Origin of the sequence: Aurantibacter crassamenti (assembly GCF_016811105.1) — a bacterium.
GTDB classification, from domain to species: domain Bacteria; phylum Bacteroidota; class Bacteroidia; order Flavobacteriales; family Flavobacteriaceae; genus Aurantibacter_A; species Aurantibacter_A crassamenti.
Genome location: NZ_JAFBGM010000001.1, coordinates 1,126,636 through 1,147,399, shown reverse-complemented (window position 1 = coordinate 1,147,399; position 20,764 = coordinate 1,126,636). Strand labels below are relative to the sequence as shown.

Annotated in this window: 14 protein-coding genes; 9 read left to right on the top strand and 5 right to left on the bottom strand. The window is 34.6% G+C overall.

What is annotated here, in order from left to right; all coding sequences use genetic code 11:
* Positions 1-71 precede the first annotated feature (71 nt).
* The 6 genes from JQC67_RS04750 to JQC67_RS04725 all read left to right on the top strand — a co-directional run bounded on the left by JQC67_RS04750 (position 72) and on the right by JQC67_RS04725 (position 7,812).
* Positions 72-629 carry an RNA polymerase sigma factor gene (locus JQC67_RS04750; RefSeq protein ID WP_203251710.1) on the top strand — a complete coding sequence of 186 codons (558 nt, stop codon included), beginning with the start codon at positions 72-74 and terminating at the stop codon, positions 627-629.
* Between the two features lie 16 nt (positions 630-645).
* Positions 646-1,053 carry a hypothetical protein gene (locus JQC67_RS04745; protein ID WP_203251709.1) on the top strand — a complete coding sequence of 136 codons (408 nt, stop codon included), beginning with the start codon at positions 646-648 and terminating at the stop codon, positions 1,051-1,053.
* A gap of 88 nt (positions 1,054-1,141) precedes the next feature.
* A complete protein-coding gene (locus JQC67_RS04740; RefSeq protein ID WP_203251708.1) occupies positions 1,142-1,747 on the top strand; it encodes a TetR/AcrR family transcriptional regulator in 606 nt (201 codons plus the stop codon).
* Positions 1,747-3,090 carry a TolC family protein gene (locus JQC67_RS04735; RefSeq protein ID WP_203251707.1) on the top strand — a complete coding sequence of 448 codons (1,344 nt, stop codon included), beginning with the start codon at positions 1,747-1,749 and terminating at the stop codon, positions 3,088-3,090. The genes JQC67_RS04740 and JQC67_RS04735 overlap by 1 nt, the downstream gene beginning before the upstream one ends.
* A gap of 41 nt (positions 3,091-3,131) precedes the next feature.
* Positions 3,132-4,316 carry an efflux RND transporter periplasmic adaptor subunit gene (locus JQC67_RS04730; RefSeq protein WP_203251706.1) on the top strand — a complete coding sequence of 395 codons (1,185 nt, stop codon included), beginning with the start codon at positions 3,132-3,134 and terminating at the stop codon, positions 4,314-4,316.
* Positions 4,309-7,812: an efflux RND transporter permease subunit gene (locus tag JQC67_RS04725; protein WP_203251705.1), complete on the top strand. Its 3,504-nt coding sequence runs from the start codon at positions 4,309-4,311 to the stop codon at positions 7,810-7,812. Before JQC67_RS04730 ends, JQC67_RS04725 begins: the two co-directional genes overlap by 8 nt.
* A gap of 60 nt (positions 7,813-7,872) precedes the next feature.
* On the opposite strand, the gene JQC67_RS04720 is transcribed toward JQC67_RS04725, so the two are convergent.
* Positions 7,873-8,616, bottom strand: a complete 744-nt coding sequence (locus JQC67_RS04720; protein ID WP_203251704.1) for a DUF4184 family protein — start codon at positions 8,614-8,616, stop codon at positions 7,873-7,875.
* 257 nt (positions 8,617-8,873) lie between these two features.
* Between JQC67_RS04720 and aspS the strand changes: the two genes are divergently transcribed.
* From aspS to JQC67_RS04705, 3 genes are all read left to right on the top strand, one after another.
* Positions 8,874-10,628, top strand: a complete 1,755-nt coding sequence (gene aspS / locus JQC67_RS04715; RefSeq protein ID WP_203251703.1) for an aspartate--tRNA ligase — start codon at positions 8,874-8,876, stop codon at positions 10,626-10,628.
* A gap of 61 nt (positions 10,629-10,689) precedes the next feature.
* Positions 10,690-12,471: a chloride channel protein gene (locus JQC67_RS04710; RefSeq protein WP_203251702.1), complete on the top strand. Its 1,782-nt coding sequence runs from the start codon at positions 10,690-10,692 to the stop codon at positions 12,469-12,471.
* Positions 12,472-12,520: 49 nt separating this feature from the next.
* Positions 12,521-12,772 (top strand): hypothetical protein, encoded by a 252-nt coding sequence (locus JQC67_RS04705; RefSeq protein WP_203251701.1) that lies wholly within the window; start codon positions 12,521-12,523, stop codon positions 12,770-12,772.
* Here the strand turns inward: JQC67_RS04705 and JQC67_RS04700 are convergent.
* From JQC67_RS04700 to JQC67_RS19135, 4 genes are all read right to left on the bottom strand, one after another.
* Positions 12,769-13,218 carry a nucleoside deaminase gene (locus JQC67_RS04700; RefSeq protein WP_203251700.1) on the bottom strand — a complete coding sequence of 150 codons (450 nt, stop codon included), beginning with the start codon at positions 13,216-13,218 and terminating at the stop codon, positions 12,769-12,771. The two genes, JQC67_RS04705 and JQC67_RS04700, sit on opposite strands and share 4 nt — an antisense overlap.
* 109 nt (positions 13,219-13,327) lie before the next feature.
* The gene (locus JQC67_RS04695) at positions 13,328-14,695 is read right to left on the bottom strand and encodes a DUF5723 family protein (protein WP_238934474.1); all 1,368 of its coding nucleotides are present in this window, start codon (positions 14,693-14,695) and stop codon (positions 13,328-13,330) included.
* A gap of 342 nt (positions 14,696-15,037) precedes the next feature.
* On the bottom strand, positions 15,038-15,703 hold the full coding sequence (locus JQC67_RS04690; protein ID WP_203251699.1) for a fibronectin type III domain-containing protein: 666 nt from the start codon (positions 15,701-15,703) through the stop codon (positions 15,038-15,040).
* A gap of 3 nt (positions 15,704-15,706) precedes the next feature.
* Positions 15,707-20,707 carry a Calx-beta domain-containing protein gene (locus tag JQC67_RS19135; protein WP_203251698.1) on the bottom strand — a complete coding sequence of 1,667 codons (5,001 nt, stop codon included), beginning with the start codon at positions 20,705-20,707 and terminating at the stop codon, positions 15,707-15,709.
* Between the last annotated feature and the right edge of the window lie 57 nt (positions 20,708-20,764).

The following is a 20,764-nucleotide window of genomic DNA, read 5'->3' as shown; positions in this document are numbered from 1 at the left end:
TTCATTTAAAAATGCAATAGCTTTGAAAAGTTTCGTCTTTATCAGTGAAGTTATTTGCAAACCACTTTTGAATGCCACCGAATTCAGAAAATTATAAAAACTTAAGATCATTTTTCGATGATGAATATCATTCGTTAAAAGCGTATGCTAAATCGCGAATTGATGATACTACAGATCGTGATGCAGGTGATATTATTCAAGATGTAGCATTGAAATTATTTTCACGTGCTGACAGTCTATCACCAATAGATAACATAGCTGGTTTTGTTTATAATTCCGTTCGAAATAAGGTAATAGACCTAATGCGGAAAAAGAAAAATGAAACCAGTCTTGAAGAAGATTTAGAAAAACGCCTTTCTGATTTTACTGAGCTTTTATATGGAAAAATAGATAATAGCTATTCTGAAGACATGCAGTTAGCACTAAAAAAAGCAATTGGCAACTTAAAACCATTATACAGAAATATTATAATCGCCATTGACTTTGAAGGCTACACTTATAATGAAATAGCATTTGAAACAAACATTCCTATAGGTACGCTAATGTCTAGACGGCACAGAGCATTATCACTATTGTTAACTCAATTAGAATCGCGAGAATCAAAATCTAATACAATTAAAAAAATATAAATTAAAACTAAAAAATATGGATAAGTATATAGAGCATAAGGTTAAAACCAAAACTGAGAAAATTTTTAAAAAAGCTTTCAAAATCCTTTTTATGATAATTGCGGCAATACTTTTCTTATTGCTATTTGGATACTGTTTTATGTTATTATGGAATTGGCTTATGCCAGATGTATTTGGCTTACCCATCTTAAGCTATTGGAAGGCAGTTGGTATTTTGGTGATGGCAAAAATTTTATTCGGAAACCTTGAAGGAAAAGGTCATAAAAGCAAGTCTAAAAAATCGTTAAAACATGATAAAAAGAATCACTTTAAAGGTTGTAGAAGTGACTTCTCTAAATGGGAATTTTATGATGCCTACTGGAAAGAAGAAGGTGAAAATGCCTTTAACAACTATGTTGAGCGCAATCAACAAGAAAAACAATGATAAATATCAAAATAAATGTTAAAAAAACGTAAAACTTTGGAAACTTTAATTGTTTTTTAAGTTTCCTAAAGTATCTTTGTGCCCGATTATGAAAGAAAAAATTTTAGAAAAGGCAACTGACATGTTCTTAAACTTAGGGTTTAAGAGTGTTACAATGGATGATTTAGCCAATGAGATGGGCATTTCAAAAAAGACTATTTATTCACATTTTAAAAACAAAACACACTTAATAGAAGAAAGTACAACACAGCTATTTTGTACCGTATCAGAAGGTATTGATCATATTTGTTCTCTTGGCAAAAACCCTATTGAAGAGTTGTATTCCATTAAAAAGTTTGCTCTAATGCATCTTAAAGATGAAAAATCATCTCCACAGTACCAGTTGCAAAAATATTATCCTAAAATACATGAATCGATTAAAGAGCAGCAATACGAAAAAATGCAAGAATGTGTAGTTGTTAATATAAAAAGAGGCATTGAACTAGAAATATATCGGGAGAATTTAAATATTGACTTTGTCTCTAGAATTTATTTTTCTGGCGTAACTAGTATAAAAGATCAGCGCCTATTTCCAATTAGCAAATTCCCTATAGCTACCCTAATGGACGAATATCTAGAATATCACTTACGTGGTATTGTAACACCTAAGGGAAGAAAAATTTTAAATACAATTATCAATTCAAACCACGAATAATGAGAAATCATTTTATACTATTACTAACCTTTTTTGCAATTAGTTTTGGCTTTGCCCAAGAACAAGTTGTTAATACATCAAACTTTACCTTAGAAGAAGCGATTGCATTTGCATTAGAAAACAACTACAGCGCCATTAATGCCAATAGAGATATTGAAGATGCCCAAAAGCAAAAATGGGAAACCATTGCTACTGGTCTTCCACAAATTAATGCAGCAGTAAGCTATCAAAATCAGTTAAAACAACCAGTTTCAGTTATCCCTGCCGAGATATTTGGAGGTGAACCTGGCACATTTGCTGAAGTGGTTTTTGGACAACCCCAATCTGCAAGCGCCACTGCAACCTTAACACAACAAATTTTTGATGGCTCTTATATTGTAGGTGTACAAGCAACTAAAGCTTTTTTAAGATACAGTGCAAATAATAAAGAGAAAACTGAAATAGATGTTCGTAAAGCGGTTACCGAAGCTTACGGAAATGTTTTACTTGCTAAAGAAAGTGTTCAAATCTTTGAAAAGAACATAGAAGCACTAGAAAAAAATCTTTATGAAACCCAGAAACTTTTTGAAAATGGCTTGGGTGATGAAGAAAGTGTTGAGCAGTTACAAATTACACTTTCATCTGTTGATAACCAATTGAAAAATGCCATTAGACTTGAAGGTATCACCCTTCAAATGCTAAATGTTATTATGGGAATTGCAATTGATGCCCCAACAAAACTTTCTGAAAATCTAGACAATCTAGCTCAAAAACAAGTTGAGCCCGGTTTAGTTGAAACAGATTTTAATATTGCAAATAACGTTGACTACAAATTGGCGCTTAATTTAAATGAACAGCGTTTTTTTGAACATAAATTGGCAAAAAGTCGTGCTTTACCAACGCTCAACGCCTTTGCTAATTACGGCACTTCGGCTTATGCTGACAATTTCAATTTCTTAAAAAGCGAGCAACAATGGTTTGGCTCATCAATCATTGGGCTTGATTTAAACATACCCATCTTTAGCTCATTTAAAAGATCTGCTACTACCGCTAGAGCGAAAATTGCCCTAGAAAAAGCAAAAACACAACTTATTGAAGCCGAAGAAAATATAAGACTTCAATTAGAAGGTGCTAAAAGCGAATACACCTTGGCTATTGAACAATATGACACCGCAAAGAATAATCTAAATCTTGCTGAACGTATTGAAAATAAAAATCAAATAAAGTATACTGAAGGTTTAGCAAGCAGCTTTGAATTAAGACAAGCTCAAACTCAATTATACGACGCACAACAAGGCTACTTACAATCAATGATAGAAGTCATCAATAAGAAAACGAATTTAGAAACAATTATAAATAATTAATGCTTTTTACAACAATACATCAACATAAAAACAACCACAAAATGAGAAACATTTCATATTTTCTTATCGTCACAGTGCTATTGGTTTCCTGTGGAGGTAACCAACCAACATCGATAGATGATGTTATAGCAAACGGAAACCTTGAGTCATTAAGAGCTAAAAAATCTGAATTTTCAATTCAACAACAGCAACTTACTGCTAATATACAGTTAATCGATTCTGCTATTGCTTCTAAATCTGGTGAAGAGAAATTACCACTGGTAACTACTGTAATAGCTACTGCGCAAAATTTCAATCATTATCTTGAATTACAAGGTAACGTAAAAACAAAACAGAATGTTCTAATTTATCCTGAAATGTCCGGAACACTGCAACGCGTATATGTTAAAGAAGGACAAAAAGTGAGTAAGGGTCAAATTCTAGCATCCATTGATGATGGCGGAATGAGCAGTCAAATTGCGCAACTAAGAACACAAACTGAATTAGCAAAAACCACCTTTGAGCGTCAAGAGCGTTTATGGGAACAAAAAATTGGTTCTGAAATTCAATATTTACAAGCGAAAGCGCAGTATGAGGCTAACGAAAGCGCAATTAAACAAGCTGAAAGTCAACTAGGAAAATCAACTATTAGAGCTCCGTTTTCTGGCATTATTGACAATGTAATAAAGGATCAAGGTACCGTAGTATCTCCAGGTCCTGGTTCTGAGGTATTTCGAATTGTAAATCTTTCAGACATGTACATTGAAGTTGATGTACCTGAAACTCATTTAAGTGGCATTGTGAAAGGAAAAGATGCTGTAGTTTATTTTCCGGTTTTAGGTGATTCTGTTCATACAAAAATTCGACAAACAGGTAATTTTATTAATCCAAACAACAGAGCCTTTACTGTAGAAATACCTGTGCCGAACAAAAATGGAAATATCAAACCTAACCTAACTGCTAGGGTAAATCTTAATGATTACAGCAATGCTGAAGCTATTCTAATTCCTCAAAGTATAATTTCTGAGAATGCTGAAGGCGATCAGTATGTGTATTTAGCAAAAGCAAATGGCACTGAAAATCATGCTTCAGTTCACAGACAAATCATTGTTACAGGTAAAACACAAGGTAGTGTTGTAGAAATTTTATCTGGTATTTCTGATGGCGATCAATTAGTAAAAGAAGGTGCCCGTAGTGTAAAAGACGGTCAGAATGTTGAAATTCTAAAAAACAACTCCAATGAGTAGCAAACAGAAAAAGAATGCTGACAAAGAATTTGGTCTGTCATCTTGGGCAATAGATAACCCTTCTGTTGTTTATGTTATGATTGCTATTTTCTTATGGCTAGGTTTTCAGTCGTATCAATCTATGCCGAGGGAAGATTTTCCTGAAATAATACAAAACAACATTTATGTTAGTACGCCGTATCCGGGAAACACAGCAGAAGATGTGGAACGTCTTATTACAGACCCTTTAGAAGACAAGTTAAAAAACATCAGTAATGTCGTAAAAATAACATCTACCTCACAAGAAGATTATTCGATAATTACAATAGAATTTGATGAAAAACTTACCGTAGACCAAGCCAAACAAAAGGTAAAGGATGAGGTTGATGGTGAAAAATCTAGTGAAGACTGGCCTACATTTAACAACGCCAAGTTAGAACCGAATGTATTTGACCTTAACTTATCAGAGTCATTCCCTATAATGAATGTAAATTTTACAGGAGATTATCCTGTAGAAAAATTGAAGGAATTTGCAGAATACATGCAAGATGAAATTGAAGACCTTCAAGAAATAAAAGAGGTTGGCATTCGTGGAGCCCAAGATAAAGAAGTAGAGATTGCGGTTGATGTTTATAAAATGATGGCTGCCAAAATTAGCTTTCAAGACGTTATAGGCGCTATTGGCAATGGCAATACTACTATGTCTGCCGGCAATCTAAAAGCAGGCGATCAACGTAGAACCATTCGAATCTTAGGTGAAATAAAAGACCCAAAAGAATTAGAGAGTTTTGTAATTAAATCTGAAAACGGAGCTGTTTATCTTAAAGATATTGCCAAGGTAACTTTTAATGAAAAGGAAAAAACCACTTTCGCTCGTGAATATGGCGAAAGCGTAGTGATGCTTGATATTAAAAAACGTTCAGGCAGTAACATGATTGAGGCAACTACTAAGATTAGAGAATTAGTAAAAGAGGCCGAAGCCAACTATTTTCCTAAAGATTTAAATATTACAATAGCTAATGATTCGTCTGGAAGAACTTTAAATCAAGTTGATGATTTAGTAAATAATATCATTTTCGGTATTATACTAGTTGTAACGGTATTAATGTTCTTTTTAGGATTTAGAAACGCACTATTTGTTGGGTTTGCGATTCCTATGTCTATGTTCATTTCTTTTATGGTTTTATCGCTTTTAGGATATACCCTAAACACGATGATTCTTTTCGGAATGATTATGGGGCTAGGTATGCTCGTTGATAATGGTATTGTTGTAGTAGAGAATGTTTACCGTCTTATGAGCGAAGGAATGTCTAGAACCGAAGCTGCAAAAAAAGGTATTGGTGAAATTGCATTTCCTATTATTATCTCAACAATCACAACAGTAGCGGCATTTGTCCCTCTTGCTTTTTGGCCAGGTATTTTTGGGCAATTCATGAAATATTTCCCAATTACACTATCAGTTGTTTTAGGGTCGTCATTATTTGTGGCAATATTTATGAACTCGATGTTGGTTTCGCAGTTTATGGACATCAACGAAAAAGAACTTTCTAAAAAACAACTAATTCGACTTAGTATTATTTTCGGTGGTTTCGGTTTATTTATTCTAATTTTTGGTGGTGCCATGAGAGGTTTAGGTACAGTTTTATTAGTTACCGGTTCTCAATTTTGGGTATACAAATATGTCATTAAAAAATGGGCAACTAATTTTCAGAACAAAGCTATGGTGCGTTTTGAAAACTGGTATGAACGTAGAATTAAACACGCGCTAAGAGGTAAAAATGTATACTGGTATTTTGGAATAACTACAGCCTTACTTATTGCCGTATTCATGTTATTCGGCATGTCTATTGGTAGTGGTCGAACAAAAATAGAATTCTTCCCTGACAATAAGCCGAATGAAATCTATGCCTACATAGAATACCCGCAAGGCACCTCTATTGAAAAAACCAATGAGCTAACTAAAGCCATTGAAAAAAGAGTGTATGAAGTAGCTAATGCACCTAAATACAGAGATGGTGAGCATAACTATTTGGTAGAATCTGCTGTATCACAAGTAGGTGAAGGAGCCGGTAACCCTCAAACAGATGGTGGATCAACTGCAGAAATGCCACATAGAGGTAAAGTGACTGTTTCTATGCGAGAATTTAAATATCGTAATGGCAGAGATACAGAAATATTACGCGGTGAAATTCAAGAAGCTTTAACGGGTATTTACCCTGGTGTAGGTATTTCTGTTGAGAAAGAAGCCAATGGCCCACCAGCGGGTTATCCTATAAACATTGAACTACAAGGTAAAGACTATTCTGAAATCATTAATACTGCTGAAGACATCAGAAACTTCATCAACACTAAGAATATTGCCGGTATTGAAGAATTAAAAATTGATGTCAACAAAGGTAAACCTTCAATGGAAGTTGTAGTTGACCGCGAAAAAGCAGGTGAATTAGGAGTTTCTGTTGGGCAAGTCGGCCAGCAATTACGGCGTTCTTTATTTGGTGAGAAAGCAGGTGTTTACAAGGTAAATGGTGAAGATTATGATATAAATGTTCGTTTTAATGAAGATATTCGATATAACAAAAGTGCTCTTTTTAATCAGAATATCATTTTTAGAGATCCAGCATCTGGTCAAATTAAAGAGGTACCCGTTTCTGCTGTTGCTAAACAGCGAAATTCGTCAGGATTTAGCGCTATAAAGCACAAAAACAAGAAGCGGGTTGTAACTGTTTATTCGCAGTTAAAACCTGGTTTTAGTGATGCCGGAGCCATTGTAGCTGAGATTCAAAAAGAAATGGAAAACTACAAAGGGCTACCTGAAGACATTAAACTTGATTTTACTGGTCAAATTGAAGAACAGAATAAGCAAATGTTATTCTTAGTTGGTGCATTTTTTGGTGGCTTGGCTTTGATTATGCTAATTCTAATATTCCAATTTGGTGGTATTTCAAAACCACTAATTATAATGATTGCCATTTTCCTAAGCTTTATTGGCGTTTTTGGCGGATTAATGGTTACTGGCTGGTCATTTGTGATTATGATGACCATGATGGGTATAATTTCTCTAGCAGGTATAGTTGTAAACAACGGAGTGGTACTATTAGACTACACCCAAATTCTAATCGATAGAAAAAAAGTGACATTAGATTTAGAAGACAAAGATTTACTACCTATGGATGAAGCTACTGCTGTTATTATCAAAAGTGGTAAGGCAAGATTACGCCCTGTAATTTTAACAGCTATAACCACCGTATTAGGTTTAATACCTTTGGCTATTGGATTAAATATTGATTTCTTTTCACTCTTTTCAGAGTTCGATCCTAAAATATATATTGGCGGTGACAACGTAGTTTTCTGGGGACCGTTAGCATGGACGGTTATCTTCGGATTAATTGTGGCTACATTCTTAACTTTGATTATTGTACCGGTATTATTTAATATTACCTATAGAATAAAGACCAAGATGAGAAGTCTTAAGACAAACAAAGTGATAGAGACTCCAATAATAGAACCAGCTTCTTAGAAAAAAGAGTAAATATCTTAGAAAAAGCCCTAAATGTAGCATTTAGGGCTTTTTAACTTATTACTCTTTAATTAATGTAAAATTATTTTTAGAAGAAATTATTTTATAAAGAATCGAAATGATAATGAGTCCGGCTAAAAATCCAGCGCATAAAATAACTATCCTAGCACCAAATTCCTTAAAATCATCTACATCATACCTAACAATATAAATTAAAACCATTATTGCTATAACTAAAAACCAATAAAGCATCATATTTTTTATTGGTTTGTAATTTTTGATTTCATATGTATGCATTTTTGAAATAAATTTCAAGATTGCTATTGCTCCAATAAGACTAAAGGCGTATTGCAAAATATGATATAATGGAATTGGACCAATTTTTATATTGAAAAAGGATATTCTTGTTACAAAGAAACCATCGAAATGAGTAAATGAATCCCATAATAGGTGACTAAAATTCCCTATTAAAATGGAAAAAATTACCCTGAAAAAGTTCCCTTTTACATATGAAATCCAATTAAAATCTAAAAATATTTCAAATCGTTTTTTAAAATAATCAGGTAGATTTAGAATTAATTGATTTCGAACGACAACGTGAAATAGCGTTAGGCACAATAAAGCTACTGGTATATTCATCCAAAATATTCCCCAGAAGGTATGTCCGTGCGGCCCTTTTGCTTCCAATCTAATGAAAAACTCAAAATCTGGTATCATGCTACCCATTATCAATCCAGAAACTGAAAACATACCCCTTTTTAAAAGTGGTAATATTATTGCTGGATGAGATGCTGTAAAAGGCATATTATTATTTAACTTAATTAGATCAACGATAAAACCGAAGAAATATTTTAAGAATTTTCTTACTTATACTTTTTCTAATGTTCTTACGTGCCTTATTGTTGATTTAAAAAGTAATGAAGCAATCAAGGACTCCAATTATATAATTAAATGTAAACCATATCCATTTTTAGTTAGTCTATACGCATCAGCAAATATTAATGTAAATCAACCAGTACACTAATAAATACTTCTTAAATTTGCCTCTTTAAATTAATCAAATGTATCGAAGCCATACTTGCGGAGAATTAAGTGAATCTCACATTAACAAAGTAGTTACCCTTTCAGGTTGGGTACATAAAATAAGAGACAAGGGTTTTGTAACTTGGGTAGATTTACGTGACCGTTACGGCATCACCCAATTGGTATTTGACGAAGATCGCACCTCTAGCGCACTTATTGCTCAAGCACGTGATTTGGGTCGTGAATTTGTAATTCAAGTAAAAGGCACCGTAATTGAAAGAGCTTCAAAGAACCCCAATATTCCTACGGGAAATATTGAATTACTTGTAGAAGAACTTATCGTTTTAAACGAATCGAAAACTCCTCCTTTCACTATTGAAGACGAAACTGATGGTGGCGAAGATATTCGCATGAAATATCGGTATTTAGATATTAGAAGAAATCCCGTAAAAGACAGTCTTATCTTTCGTAGCAAGGTTTCTATGGCGGTTAGAAAATACCTTTCTGATGAAGGTTTCATCGAAGTAGAAACTCCATATTTAATAAAATCTACACCCGAAGGTGCACGTGATTTTGTTGTGCCTAGTCGCATGAATGAAGGGCAGTTTTATGCTTTACCACAATCACCTCAAACCTTTAAGCAGTTGCTAATGGTTGGTGGTTTAGATAAGTATTTTCAAATTGTAAAATGCTTTAGAGATGAAGATTTACGTGCTGACAGACAACCTGAATTCACTCAGATAGACTGTGAAATGGCCTATGTTGAGCAAGAAGATATTCTCAATGCTTTTGAAGGATTAACAAAACATCTTTTAAAAGAAGTAAAGGGAATTGAAATTGAAAATTTTCCTAGAATGACTTTTGATGATGCCATGAAAAAATATGGTAACGACAAACCTGACATTCGTTTTGGAATGGAATTCGGCGAGTTAAACGAAATTGCACAGCATAAAGATTTTAATGTATTTAATGCTGCGGAATTGGTTGTTGGCATTGCAGTTCCTGGAGGAAATAGCTATACCAGAAAAGAAATAGACAAACTTACTGATTGGGTCAAAAGACCACAGGTAGGTGCTTTGGGTATGGTTTATTGTAGATGTAATGATGACGGCACCTTTAAATCTTCAGTTGACAAGTTCTATGATCAAGATGATTTTGCAAAATGGGCAGCAGCAACTGGCGCAAAACCAGGCGATTTAATTTGTGTACTATCTGGCAATACAAACAAGGTGAGAGCACAATTAAGCGCCTTACGTATGGAGATGGCAGAACGCTTAAAACTTCGAAACCCTGAGGAGTTTGCACCATTATGGGTCATAGATTTTCCATTGTTAGAATTAGATGAAGAAACTGGCCACTATCATGCCATGCATCACCCATTTACTTCTCCAAAACCAGGGCAATTAGAATTGTTAGATACAGACCCAGGTGCTGTAAAAGCCAACGCCTATGATTTGGTTTTAAACGGAAATGAAATCGGCGGAGGTTCTATTCGTATTCACGATAAAGAAATGCAAGCTACAATGTTCAAACATTTAGGTTTTACACCTGAAGAGGCGAAAGCGCAATTTGGCTTTCTTATGGATGCCTTCCAATATGGCGCACCACCTCACGGCGGATTAGCTTTTGGTCTAGACCGTTTGGTAGCCATTTTAGGTGGACAAGAAACTATTCGTGATTTTATCGCTTTTCCAAAAAATAATAGTGGTAGAGATGTGATGATTGATGCACCTGCCGCAATTGACGATGCACAGTTGAAAGAATTGAATTTGAAGTTAGATATTCAATCTTAGAAGGGTATGCAGTGAAATAGCGTGATTTTTTAATACTTTTAAGAAGTAAATCGCCCAATAAATGCCAACCCAAGCACAAAAACTATTTGTCAAATTTTTAAAATGGCGATACAAGAATATCTCACACAAATCTTTTGTGTATATCATGAGTATTGTTGTGGGTTTGTTAGCTGGCTTAGCTTCAGTTACCCTTAAAAACGTCACCTACTTTATAGAATCAATTCTTGAAAAAGGTATTCTGCTATCAAATAGCCTTTACTTCATTCTACCCATTATCGGATTATTTATAGTTTTTCTTTATGTCAAATTTGTACATAAAGAAAAACTACAACATGCTATTTCATCCATCTTATTTTCATTGTCAAAAAAGAAGGGTATTATAGCTCCAAAACAAATATACACTCAACTCATTGCTGCTCCTCTTACTGTTGGTTTCGGAGGTTCCGTTGGGTTATTGGGGCCTGCCGTAGCCTCCGGTGCAGCCATAAGCTCTAATTTGGGCAGGGCATTCCGTATTAACGCCAAAACCCGCTCATTATTAATCGCTTGTGCATCAACAGGTGCAATTGCATCGATTTTTCAATCTCCTATTGCTGCTATTATTTTTGCAGTTGAAGTCTTTAGTTTAGACCTGACGATGTTATCTGTATTACCTCTTTTACTAGCCTCAATTTCGGGTGTACTTACTTCTTATTTCTTTATGGGTAATGAAGTGCTTTTCAAATTCTCTTTGGTTCAAAGTTTTGAAATAAAAGACACCTTTTTTTATGTGTTATTGGGCGTTGGTACCGCTGTGGCCTCAATATACTTTACGCGAATGTATTTTGGCATTATCAAATTATTTGAGCCGTTAAAGAGTCCGAAATACAAATTATTAGTTGGCGGTTTAGCTATTGGTATTATGCTTTATTTTATTCCACCTTTATATGGTGAGGGTTTCGGATTTATAAATAATTTATTAGAAGGCAACCATACTGCTGCATTAGGTAAAACCCCTTTTGACAAGTACATAGATAATATTTGGGTCGTTATCGCACTTTTATTTGGTATAACAATCTTTAAAGCGGTTGCAATGACTACTACACTTGCTGCGGGTGGGGTTGGCGGTATTTTTATACCCACATTGGTAATGGGCAGTGCTTTGGGTAACGTAATGGCTAAGGTTATTAATAATTCTGGATTGGGCTTTGCCGTATCAGAAAGTAATTTTACGCTAATTGGCATGGCCGGTCTTATTGCCGGAGTACTCCACGCACCACTAACTTCCATTTTTTTAATCGCTGAAATAACTGGTGGTTATGAACTCTTTGTGCCTTTAATGATAACTGCTTCAATTTCATACTTAGCCACAAAACAGGTAATGGACCATACGATTTATACGCGCGAGCTGGCAAAACAGGGCGCTTTATTAACCCATGATAAAGATGAAAATGTACTAAACGTAATGCAACTGGATGATGTTATTGAGAAAAATTTCAAAGTTGTTCGCCCCAATATGTTGTTAGAAGAAATGCTACATGAATCCGTATCAAAATCTACTCGAAACATTTTTCCTGTTGTTGATGAAGAAGAACACTTGGTAGGTATTATTTTATTAGATGATATTCGTGAATTTATGTTTGATCGTTCTCTTTACAAAACCACTATTGTTGCGGCTTTTATGCATGATCCACCAGCTACAATTTTCTATGAAAAACATTCAATGCAAAAAGTGATGCAAATATTTCAAGAAAGTGGCGCTTGGAATTTACCAGTAATTAAAGACGGAAAGTACTTTGGTTTTATTTCAAAATCAAAACTATTAACTGCATATAGAAAGGAACTTCTTAATTTTACAAACTAATCTCGATTGTCACTTTAAGTAGATTGCGCACATAATTTTAGTCAAAAACATGAGATACTTTATTCTTTTTCTAGTACTAGTTTCTATTGGGTTAATTACATACGGACTTTCTTTAGATACTACTTTAGAATCTTTGGCTGATAAATATATTGGTGCAGGAACGGTCTTAATTTTTTTAGTTGCAATGCCATTGTTTTTGTTTAAAGAAAGTAAAGGCAAAAACTTTAAAGATTACATGTTAACCGATGAAAGTGTGCGACGTATGCAAGGTAAAGAACCTAAAAAACCAGAAGACTCTTAGTTTAGATGTCTTTTCTGAATAAAGAATCTTTTTAGGATAGCCGAACATTCTTCTTCCAATACGCCTCCAATTATTTCAGTTTTCGGATGTAATTTAGCTCCTACTGCTCCACATCCACGTTCTGCATCAGTTGCTCCATATACTATTTTTGAAATCTGACTCCAATACAAAGCGCCGGCGCACATTTGACAAGGCTCTAGCGTTACATAAAGTGTACAATTCTGCAAATATTTTCCTCCTAAAAAATTTGCAGCAGCCGTTATTGCCTGCATTTCAGCATGCGCAGTAACATCATTTAATAATTCGGTAAGATTATGGGCTCTAGCTATGATTCGATCCTGAACTACAATAATAGCCCCTACTGGAACCTCGCCCTTATTAAATGCTTCTTCAGCTTCTTGCAAAGCTTTCTTCATAAAATAAGTATCATCAAAAGGTAAAATCATTATGCTATTTTAATTGACAATATTACCAAATATCATTCATGGGCACAAAAAAACCCGCTTTTTCAGCGGGTTCTTTTTTATATTAATTTTATTGGGGTATAGCATTCTACTAATCGAATACAATCTTTTTGTATAAAGGAACTTTTAAACCAATATAAAAATCTGCATTTTTGCTATTATCAGAAAGTAAATTTGTGAATATTGAACCAGATCCAACCGTTAGCGGACCTAATCTAAGACCAAGACCCCAAGCTAAATCACCGTATTGACGTAAACCTATTGGTGAATAAATACTAAATAATTTAGATTCCCATCTTGGTGCTAATGTTGCTGTATTGATGACATTATTGGTTATACTATTACCTATTTTACGCATTGAAAGTGACGTATGTAAACCTACATAGAATTTTTGACCGATATAATAATCTGCCATAATTTGCATTGCTGTTGGCAACATAATTTTTTGATCACCTGTGGTGGTTGATCCTGTATAATTATCATCTAAAACCTCATCTAGGTCTTTCGTTTCAAACTCTAATCCATTTACATTTCCGTTTAAATTATAATCTGTACGCTCACTATTTGCATAATTAACACTTCCTATATCCGTAACAGCTACTGCCAATTTTAATTTATATTGTTGCTGTCTTTTTCCCTGTACGGTATCATCAATAATTCTTTTTCCAAATTCATAAACAAGCCCTAAGTCCATACCAAACCCACTTTGTAAATCACTAAATTCTATAGAATCTGTATCAAAATCTGATGTATTACCATAAGCAATAGAACCTTGTGTAGTTAATATGTTTGTAGTGCCATTAAAGTTTCCTTGTAGTTCTGGTGAATCAGCAAAAATACCACCAGCACCCATCAAATATTTAAATGTAACACCACCCTTTAAAAACTGAGTTTGAGTTTTTAAAATTTCTCTACCATAGGTAAGCCCTATTTCAGAAAATACATGAACTGTTGTGTTTAAATCTTTAGAGTTAATATCAAAATTGTTTCCTATTTCAAAACCCTCAGATATACTCTCATATAAGTTACCATCTATATTATTCAAATTAAATAAACCTCTAACTCTAGTAGTCACCCCAATACTTTGTTTTTCTCCAATATTGAACATAAATGAAGGACCAAGTACATCTACATTTGCAAAGAAATGGTTGTTTTCTAATGGATATCGACTGGCGTCTTCATCAAAATCAAATTCGCCACCTGAAGAAATCATGTCAGAAATAGACAGACCAACATAATCACTTCCTAAATAACTACTAGCTGAAACTAGATTGATGTCGGTTCTAAATGGAGAATCAAACACATTTGCTGGGTTAATTAATAATGAGTGAACACCTCCATAATTATCCATTGCACTACCTATATAGCTTTGAGCTTTTAACCCACTGTGAAAAAGTGAAGCCACTAAGGTCATCGTCATACTAAAATATAGATTTTTAATTCTATTATTTTTATCCATCTTTTTGATTTTATTTGGAAGAAAACTAATTTTTTGTTCATTGACCAAACGGATAAAATTGGATAATAGTATCAATATTGCAAGAATTTGACTACGTAAAATTTAATTGATATTAGTGGTTACAACATACTTTAATGTTGTAATGTAATTTTCTTCAATATTAGAAAACATCATGTATTGTCACAAAAAAACCCTTTAATTTCACTAAGGGTTTTTCAAATATGAATGTGATTGATTTATAAGACAATCCTTTCCAAAGAATGTAGCTTTGCTTATATCTGTATTTACATCGGCATCAAAACCATAAATTGTCTTTAATTGAAAGTTAAAGCCCAAATTATGCTAGCGTGCGACAAAACTTTTCTTTGAAGCTGTACTATTACCAAGTATATCTTTAGATTCTACAACAATATAATACTGCATACCACTTGTTACTGTAAAATTTAAGACTTCTGTGTTCTCAGTATTTTCCAAATACGTACTAGGTGGGTTTTCATTTGAAATAAATACATTATAGGTTAAGGTTTCATCATCAAGGTCTTTACCCTGCCATGCAATATCAACATTACCATTACCTCGGTCAGTTACGGTTATGATAGCTGGAAAAGGAGCATAATTATTTACCAAAGCTCCTTGCGAATAAAAACTTCGAGTATCACTTTTTGATTCTTCTTTACCATTATTAGAAAATACCTGCCATGTGTACATTGTACCTGCCTCTAAATCTAAACTAGCCTTTGTATCAGTAACTTTAAGTACAATCTCATCTTCCGACCCTGAGGCCTTTGCAATTACACGATAATCAATTGCGCCATCAACTGCTGACCATGAAAATGGAATGTTAATTTTATTTGATTCTAATAAAGTTCCTGCTAGACAAAGCTCTTTATCAATAGGAAATAACAATTCAGCAGCGGCCATTGAAGGATTTTTCGGTTCAAATTTACCTTCACAAGCAAAAACAAAAGCTAACAATATTAAAACAAGAGGAATATGTATCTTTTTCATCTTTTATTTTTTTATAATTTTAAACTCGATTACTTCCTTATCTGTCCTCAAAAAAATCACATAAAGTCCCTTGCTAAGTCCTTCAAAATCGACTTTTATTTTTGCATTAGAAATTGGAGTTATTACCTTTCTTGCAACATTACCTGCAACGTTAGCCACAACCACCGTGGCATTTCCACTTCCCAAAATTCCTTCAAAATGAAGTTCGTCTAAAACAGGATTCGGGTAAGCTGTAATATGACCTATGACTATTTCATCAGTAAAAATACCTTGACAATCAGAGATACCGGTAATATGAACTTTATTCATACCTGCGTCAAGAGGTACTGATATTAGTCTTGTTTTTGTGGTTTCAAAATCATGTGTAAAAACTTTATCATTCACTGTCACCTTATATGACCTACTACCTTCTACTTCATAAACTGCTGATTTTCCTGCAAGGTCGACACCTTGTGTAGCTACAACTAAATCTTCATAAGTCAAAACATTGAGCTTATAGCATTGTTCAAAATTTGGAAACTCTGTTAGTGTTACGCAAACCTCGTATGTACCAACCGCTAAATTTTCGACAACACTTACTGTATTCATATTTAAAGCTAATATGGTAGGTTCTGCTAAACTTGCTCCACTTACTTTAATCATGCCATTATAATCTTTGAATAGTTCAACAGCAATTATACCATTTGATACCCCGGAACAAGTTGCATTTTGCACTTGAACATGAATATCTTCAGGACCTATTTCAGAGTTCGATTGTGATGGGCATCCGCTGTTTTCAGCGGAACCAGCCTCAATGGGGCAAACATCTTGAATATTTAAAACACCGTCTCCATCTATATCATCATCACAAACATCACCAATATCGTCGTTATCTAAATCTGCTTGATTTGCATTAGGATTGTCACTACAATTATCTAAATCATTTAGAACACCATCACCATCATTGTCATTTGCTGCGGCAGCGCTATCGCTGGCTGCAATTGTCACTGTAGCTGAAGCACCTGTACTCGTCACTAAACTTAAGCTTGGATTACTAATAGTAGCAGTAAAATTTTCTTGTGGTTCTTCATCAGTATCATCAATTAATGGCACATCAATAAAAGCTCCTGCTGCGCCATTACTAATAATCAACTTAGTATTTGGAGCTAAATTAACAAAGTCTGCTGATGAGGTAGCTGTACCGTTTGCTAATGCAAAATCAAAAGTAATATCACCGCCGGTATTGTTAAGGATAGGAACTCCTGTGCCATCTCGTAAATTAACAGTGATACGAGCATCACCACCTTCTGCTCCGTCTAATGCAGACAATTCGGCATTTGCAGTTTCATTATCTACAATGGTCACTAAAAATTCTAATACTCCATTTACGTCTGCATCTTTTAATGTTACCCTTGAATCTGAAGGATTACTAATTCGGATTCGTAATTGCTCATTACCCTCTAACAAATTATCATCTAAAATACCAACATTATAAACCGTTTGACCGTCGTTAGAATATTCGTAAGTCAGTTGTGAATTTTGGGGTACATTATCGAAATCTTCTCCACTGGTGGCAGTCACACCTATTACCTCAATATCGAATTCAACAATTAGATTATCAGTATCTGCATTGGGTATCGACATCTGAATTTCAACATCCCGTAGGCCTTCATTGATATTAGATGTATTTAGTATGTCCGTAATAATTTCAACCTCTGCTACAAAAGAAGTAACTGGGTTGCAATTTTCACTAAAGACATCTCTACTATTTGTCAACCAGTCACCAGAATCAAAAAGGTTTTGAGCTTCTACCACATTATCTACTTTAACACATTCTAAGGGGTTTCCATTAGCCGTGAACAAAGCAAGATTCTGAATATCTGAAACATCTAAGTTTTTAATCGCATTGTCAAACAAATAAATATCCTCAAGATCGGGGTTGTTTGAAAAATCAACGCTCTGTAGGTTATTATTGGCTGCTTCAAATACCCTTAGTTTGGGATTTGAGCTTAAGCCAATTCCATTCAATTGGTTACTGCCCAAGCGTAAAATTTCAAGGTTGACAAGATTTGAAACGTCAATTGTCGTTAATCCATTGGCTTCTGCTTCTAAACTCACTAATGCCGCGAAGGCTTCGATACCTGTTGCATCGACTATATCTAAACCCTGAATTACCAAAATTTGTACTGTCTCGATCGAAGCCGTTAAGACTTTTTCATTGTTGGGGATACCATCTCCATAACCCAATCGCTCTAGTTCTGTCTCAAAGTTGGAATCGGGAATTCTGGTGGTAGCTTGAACTGCCCCATCATTATCGTTTATCAATCCTACGGCCTGGTCATTATCAACAACAAAACCTAATGCAAATACCTGCGTATCTGGGGAGACCGAGATTGCGGATATAAAGTTCTCCTGATTTTCTAAATCGGTATCATTGATAACCTCTATCTCAAAAGTTACCGAATTCTGGTTATTTTGAATGAATACAGTCTTGTCAGCGTCATTTTTAATACCGTCGATAAAATCAGTCCCCAACAAAGCGGCATCTGCTCCTGTGCCTGGCAAAAATCCGATGTCGAATCCAATATCGATTGACGTGTCATTAATAGCTGCAACACCGTTCTCATCGCTAAGTTGTATAGTGAAAGCAACATCATTACCACCTTCTAATCCCACCTGTGTTGATGAAAATGAAATTCGGTCATCATTGTCCAAAATTGAAAAACCGGCTGATGGGGTACCATTATTTAGGTCTAAATAATAACCATCACCATCCGTAATTTCTAAATCGATAAACTCGTCATCTTCAAATAGATTATCGTCTGATAGATCTACCGTTAAGATAGAAGAATTCTGAGCATTGTTTATAATAACGGAGCTATTGCCCGTAGACCCTAAAAAGACAAAATCCGTGTTTTCCAAGGCATTACCCTTATTAGAAAAGAAAACTTCTATATTGCCTCCACTGGAATTGTTTACCGCATTCCCATTATCGTCAACAAGAGAAATAGTAAAACTACCATTGGATCCGTTTTCAGCAACGGAGGGGCCGGCAGAAATATCTATCCTATAATCGTCTTCTAGAATATTATAATTGTAGAGAAGGGTACCCGAACTGAGGGGAGCATTATCGGCGGCATTTACCAATTCTGTCGAATTCGAAGAAGCTTCCAAAACGATCAACTCGTTGTCCTCGTAATCCGTATCGCCAAAAATGTCTAAATCCGTCACCGCCAATGGGTTGTTTGCGTCATAAGTACCTGCCGGTATTGGTATTACCAAAGGCGAACCACTATTGAACTCATAATCTATTCCCGCTATGGCAAGATTGGTGGAAGCAGAACTACTCGTCACATCAGTAATACTTATGGTGGTGGCAACGCTTACCGTACCGACCAATACCAACTGCGGTGTAGGAACCGCATTATTTTCTAGATTCTCCTCGTTGGCAACTACAAACGATACAAGAACAGGAGCAGCAGAAATACAACTTTCTGCATAGACAGTCTGGGAATCTTTTACCCATCCGGTAGGTGAAGTACCTACCGTACCGGCATCAACTTCAACACATGTTAGTTGAGAATTACCAAATAAATTAAACTCGGTTAGGATTATGTTCTGACCATTTTTTACACTCAACCTTTTTAAACTTCCTGTATTTGAAGGTGAGCTTACGCTTATTAATTCCATATTTGGATTATTTGAAAAATCCAATTCCTCAATTCTTGTATCGGTAGATTCAAAAACTCTGAGTTTACTTGGGTTAAGAGGGTCAACGCTCATTTTAGTTAAATCCAAAATATTGAGATTGTCATTCCCAGTAACATTTAATTGTTCTAAATCTTCAAAACCGTCAACATTTAAATTGATTATGTCATTTCCCAATAAAGAAATTCTATCAACTGTATTGAAAGTACTGCGTCTAAGACCATCCAAAACTTGGAGATTGATATTGTCTTCTATTTCAACATCTATAAACTGTAAATTATTTCTGAAATCAAATGAAGTCAACTGGGGGTTATTTTTAATCTTTAACTTTGTAAGGTTATTTACATGCTCATCTATAATCAATGAAGTTAAGCTCGGAAGATTATCAATGATTATTTCATCTGAGCCAGAATTCCATATTATGATAGATTCCAATTGGGTTCTATCTTTTATTTCAAAAGTATTGGTAAAGTTTGAACTATCGCGAATTTCGAATTTCGTTAAGGGAGAATTGTCTGGTGGCAATAAAAAACTAGTTAAAGATGTATTACCGTCTAACTTAATAGTTTCAAGAGCAGTATTCGTAGACAGTATCAAAGATTGAACACTGCTATTTGTCATTTCAAAATAGTTTAGATTTGAATTATTGGCTACTTCCAGTGTTACTGTTCCCAAATCAGTTAAACCAAGGAGCTCAATACGCTCCAAACCGGTATTAATAGCTACAAAACCTGCCAAGGAACTATTTACTGACAAATCCGACAAATTAGTTAATTGTGGCATATCGGTTAATGCCAAAAATTCTAACTGAGAGTTGTTGGAAACAATTATTGTACTTATGGAGTTTTGATAAACTGCAAGAAATTTTAGATTTAAGTTATTTGTCACATTGAGGTTTGTTAACTGATTCCCTCTTTGAATTGTCAATTCCTCTAAGGCATCTGTACCATCAACATTGATATTAGCCAAAGGAGCCCCATCTATAAATATAATTTTCAAGTTTTTATTTTGGCTGAAATCGATACTTGTGAGCACCGTATTGCCCATGTTTATTCTAAACTCCTCTAAAAAACCAAATGCTTCTATACCCGAAAAGTCGTCTATTTCTAAGTTATCTAAATCTAGAGTTGTGACTGCCGGATTATTAATTGCCGCCGTATTCACAAACCCATTTCCCGCAATTCCGTCGCTAGCGTTTATGCCATTTGCTGGGTTTTCTAGATATTCTTCAAAAATTGGGTTTGGAATCTCTGTTGTTTGCCCACTAACAAATACTGAAACTAGACATATGAATAACAAAAGTATTTTTCTTTTCATGATGGTATTTTTTTTTGGCTTGCTCGTATGACTTTTAAATATGCGTTTGTTGGTTAC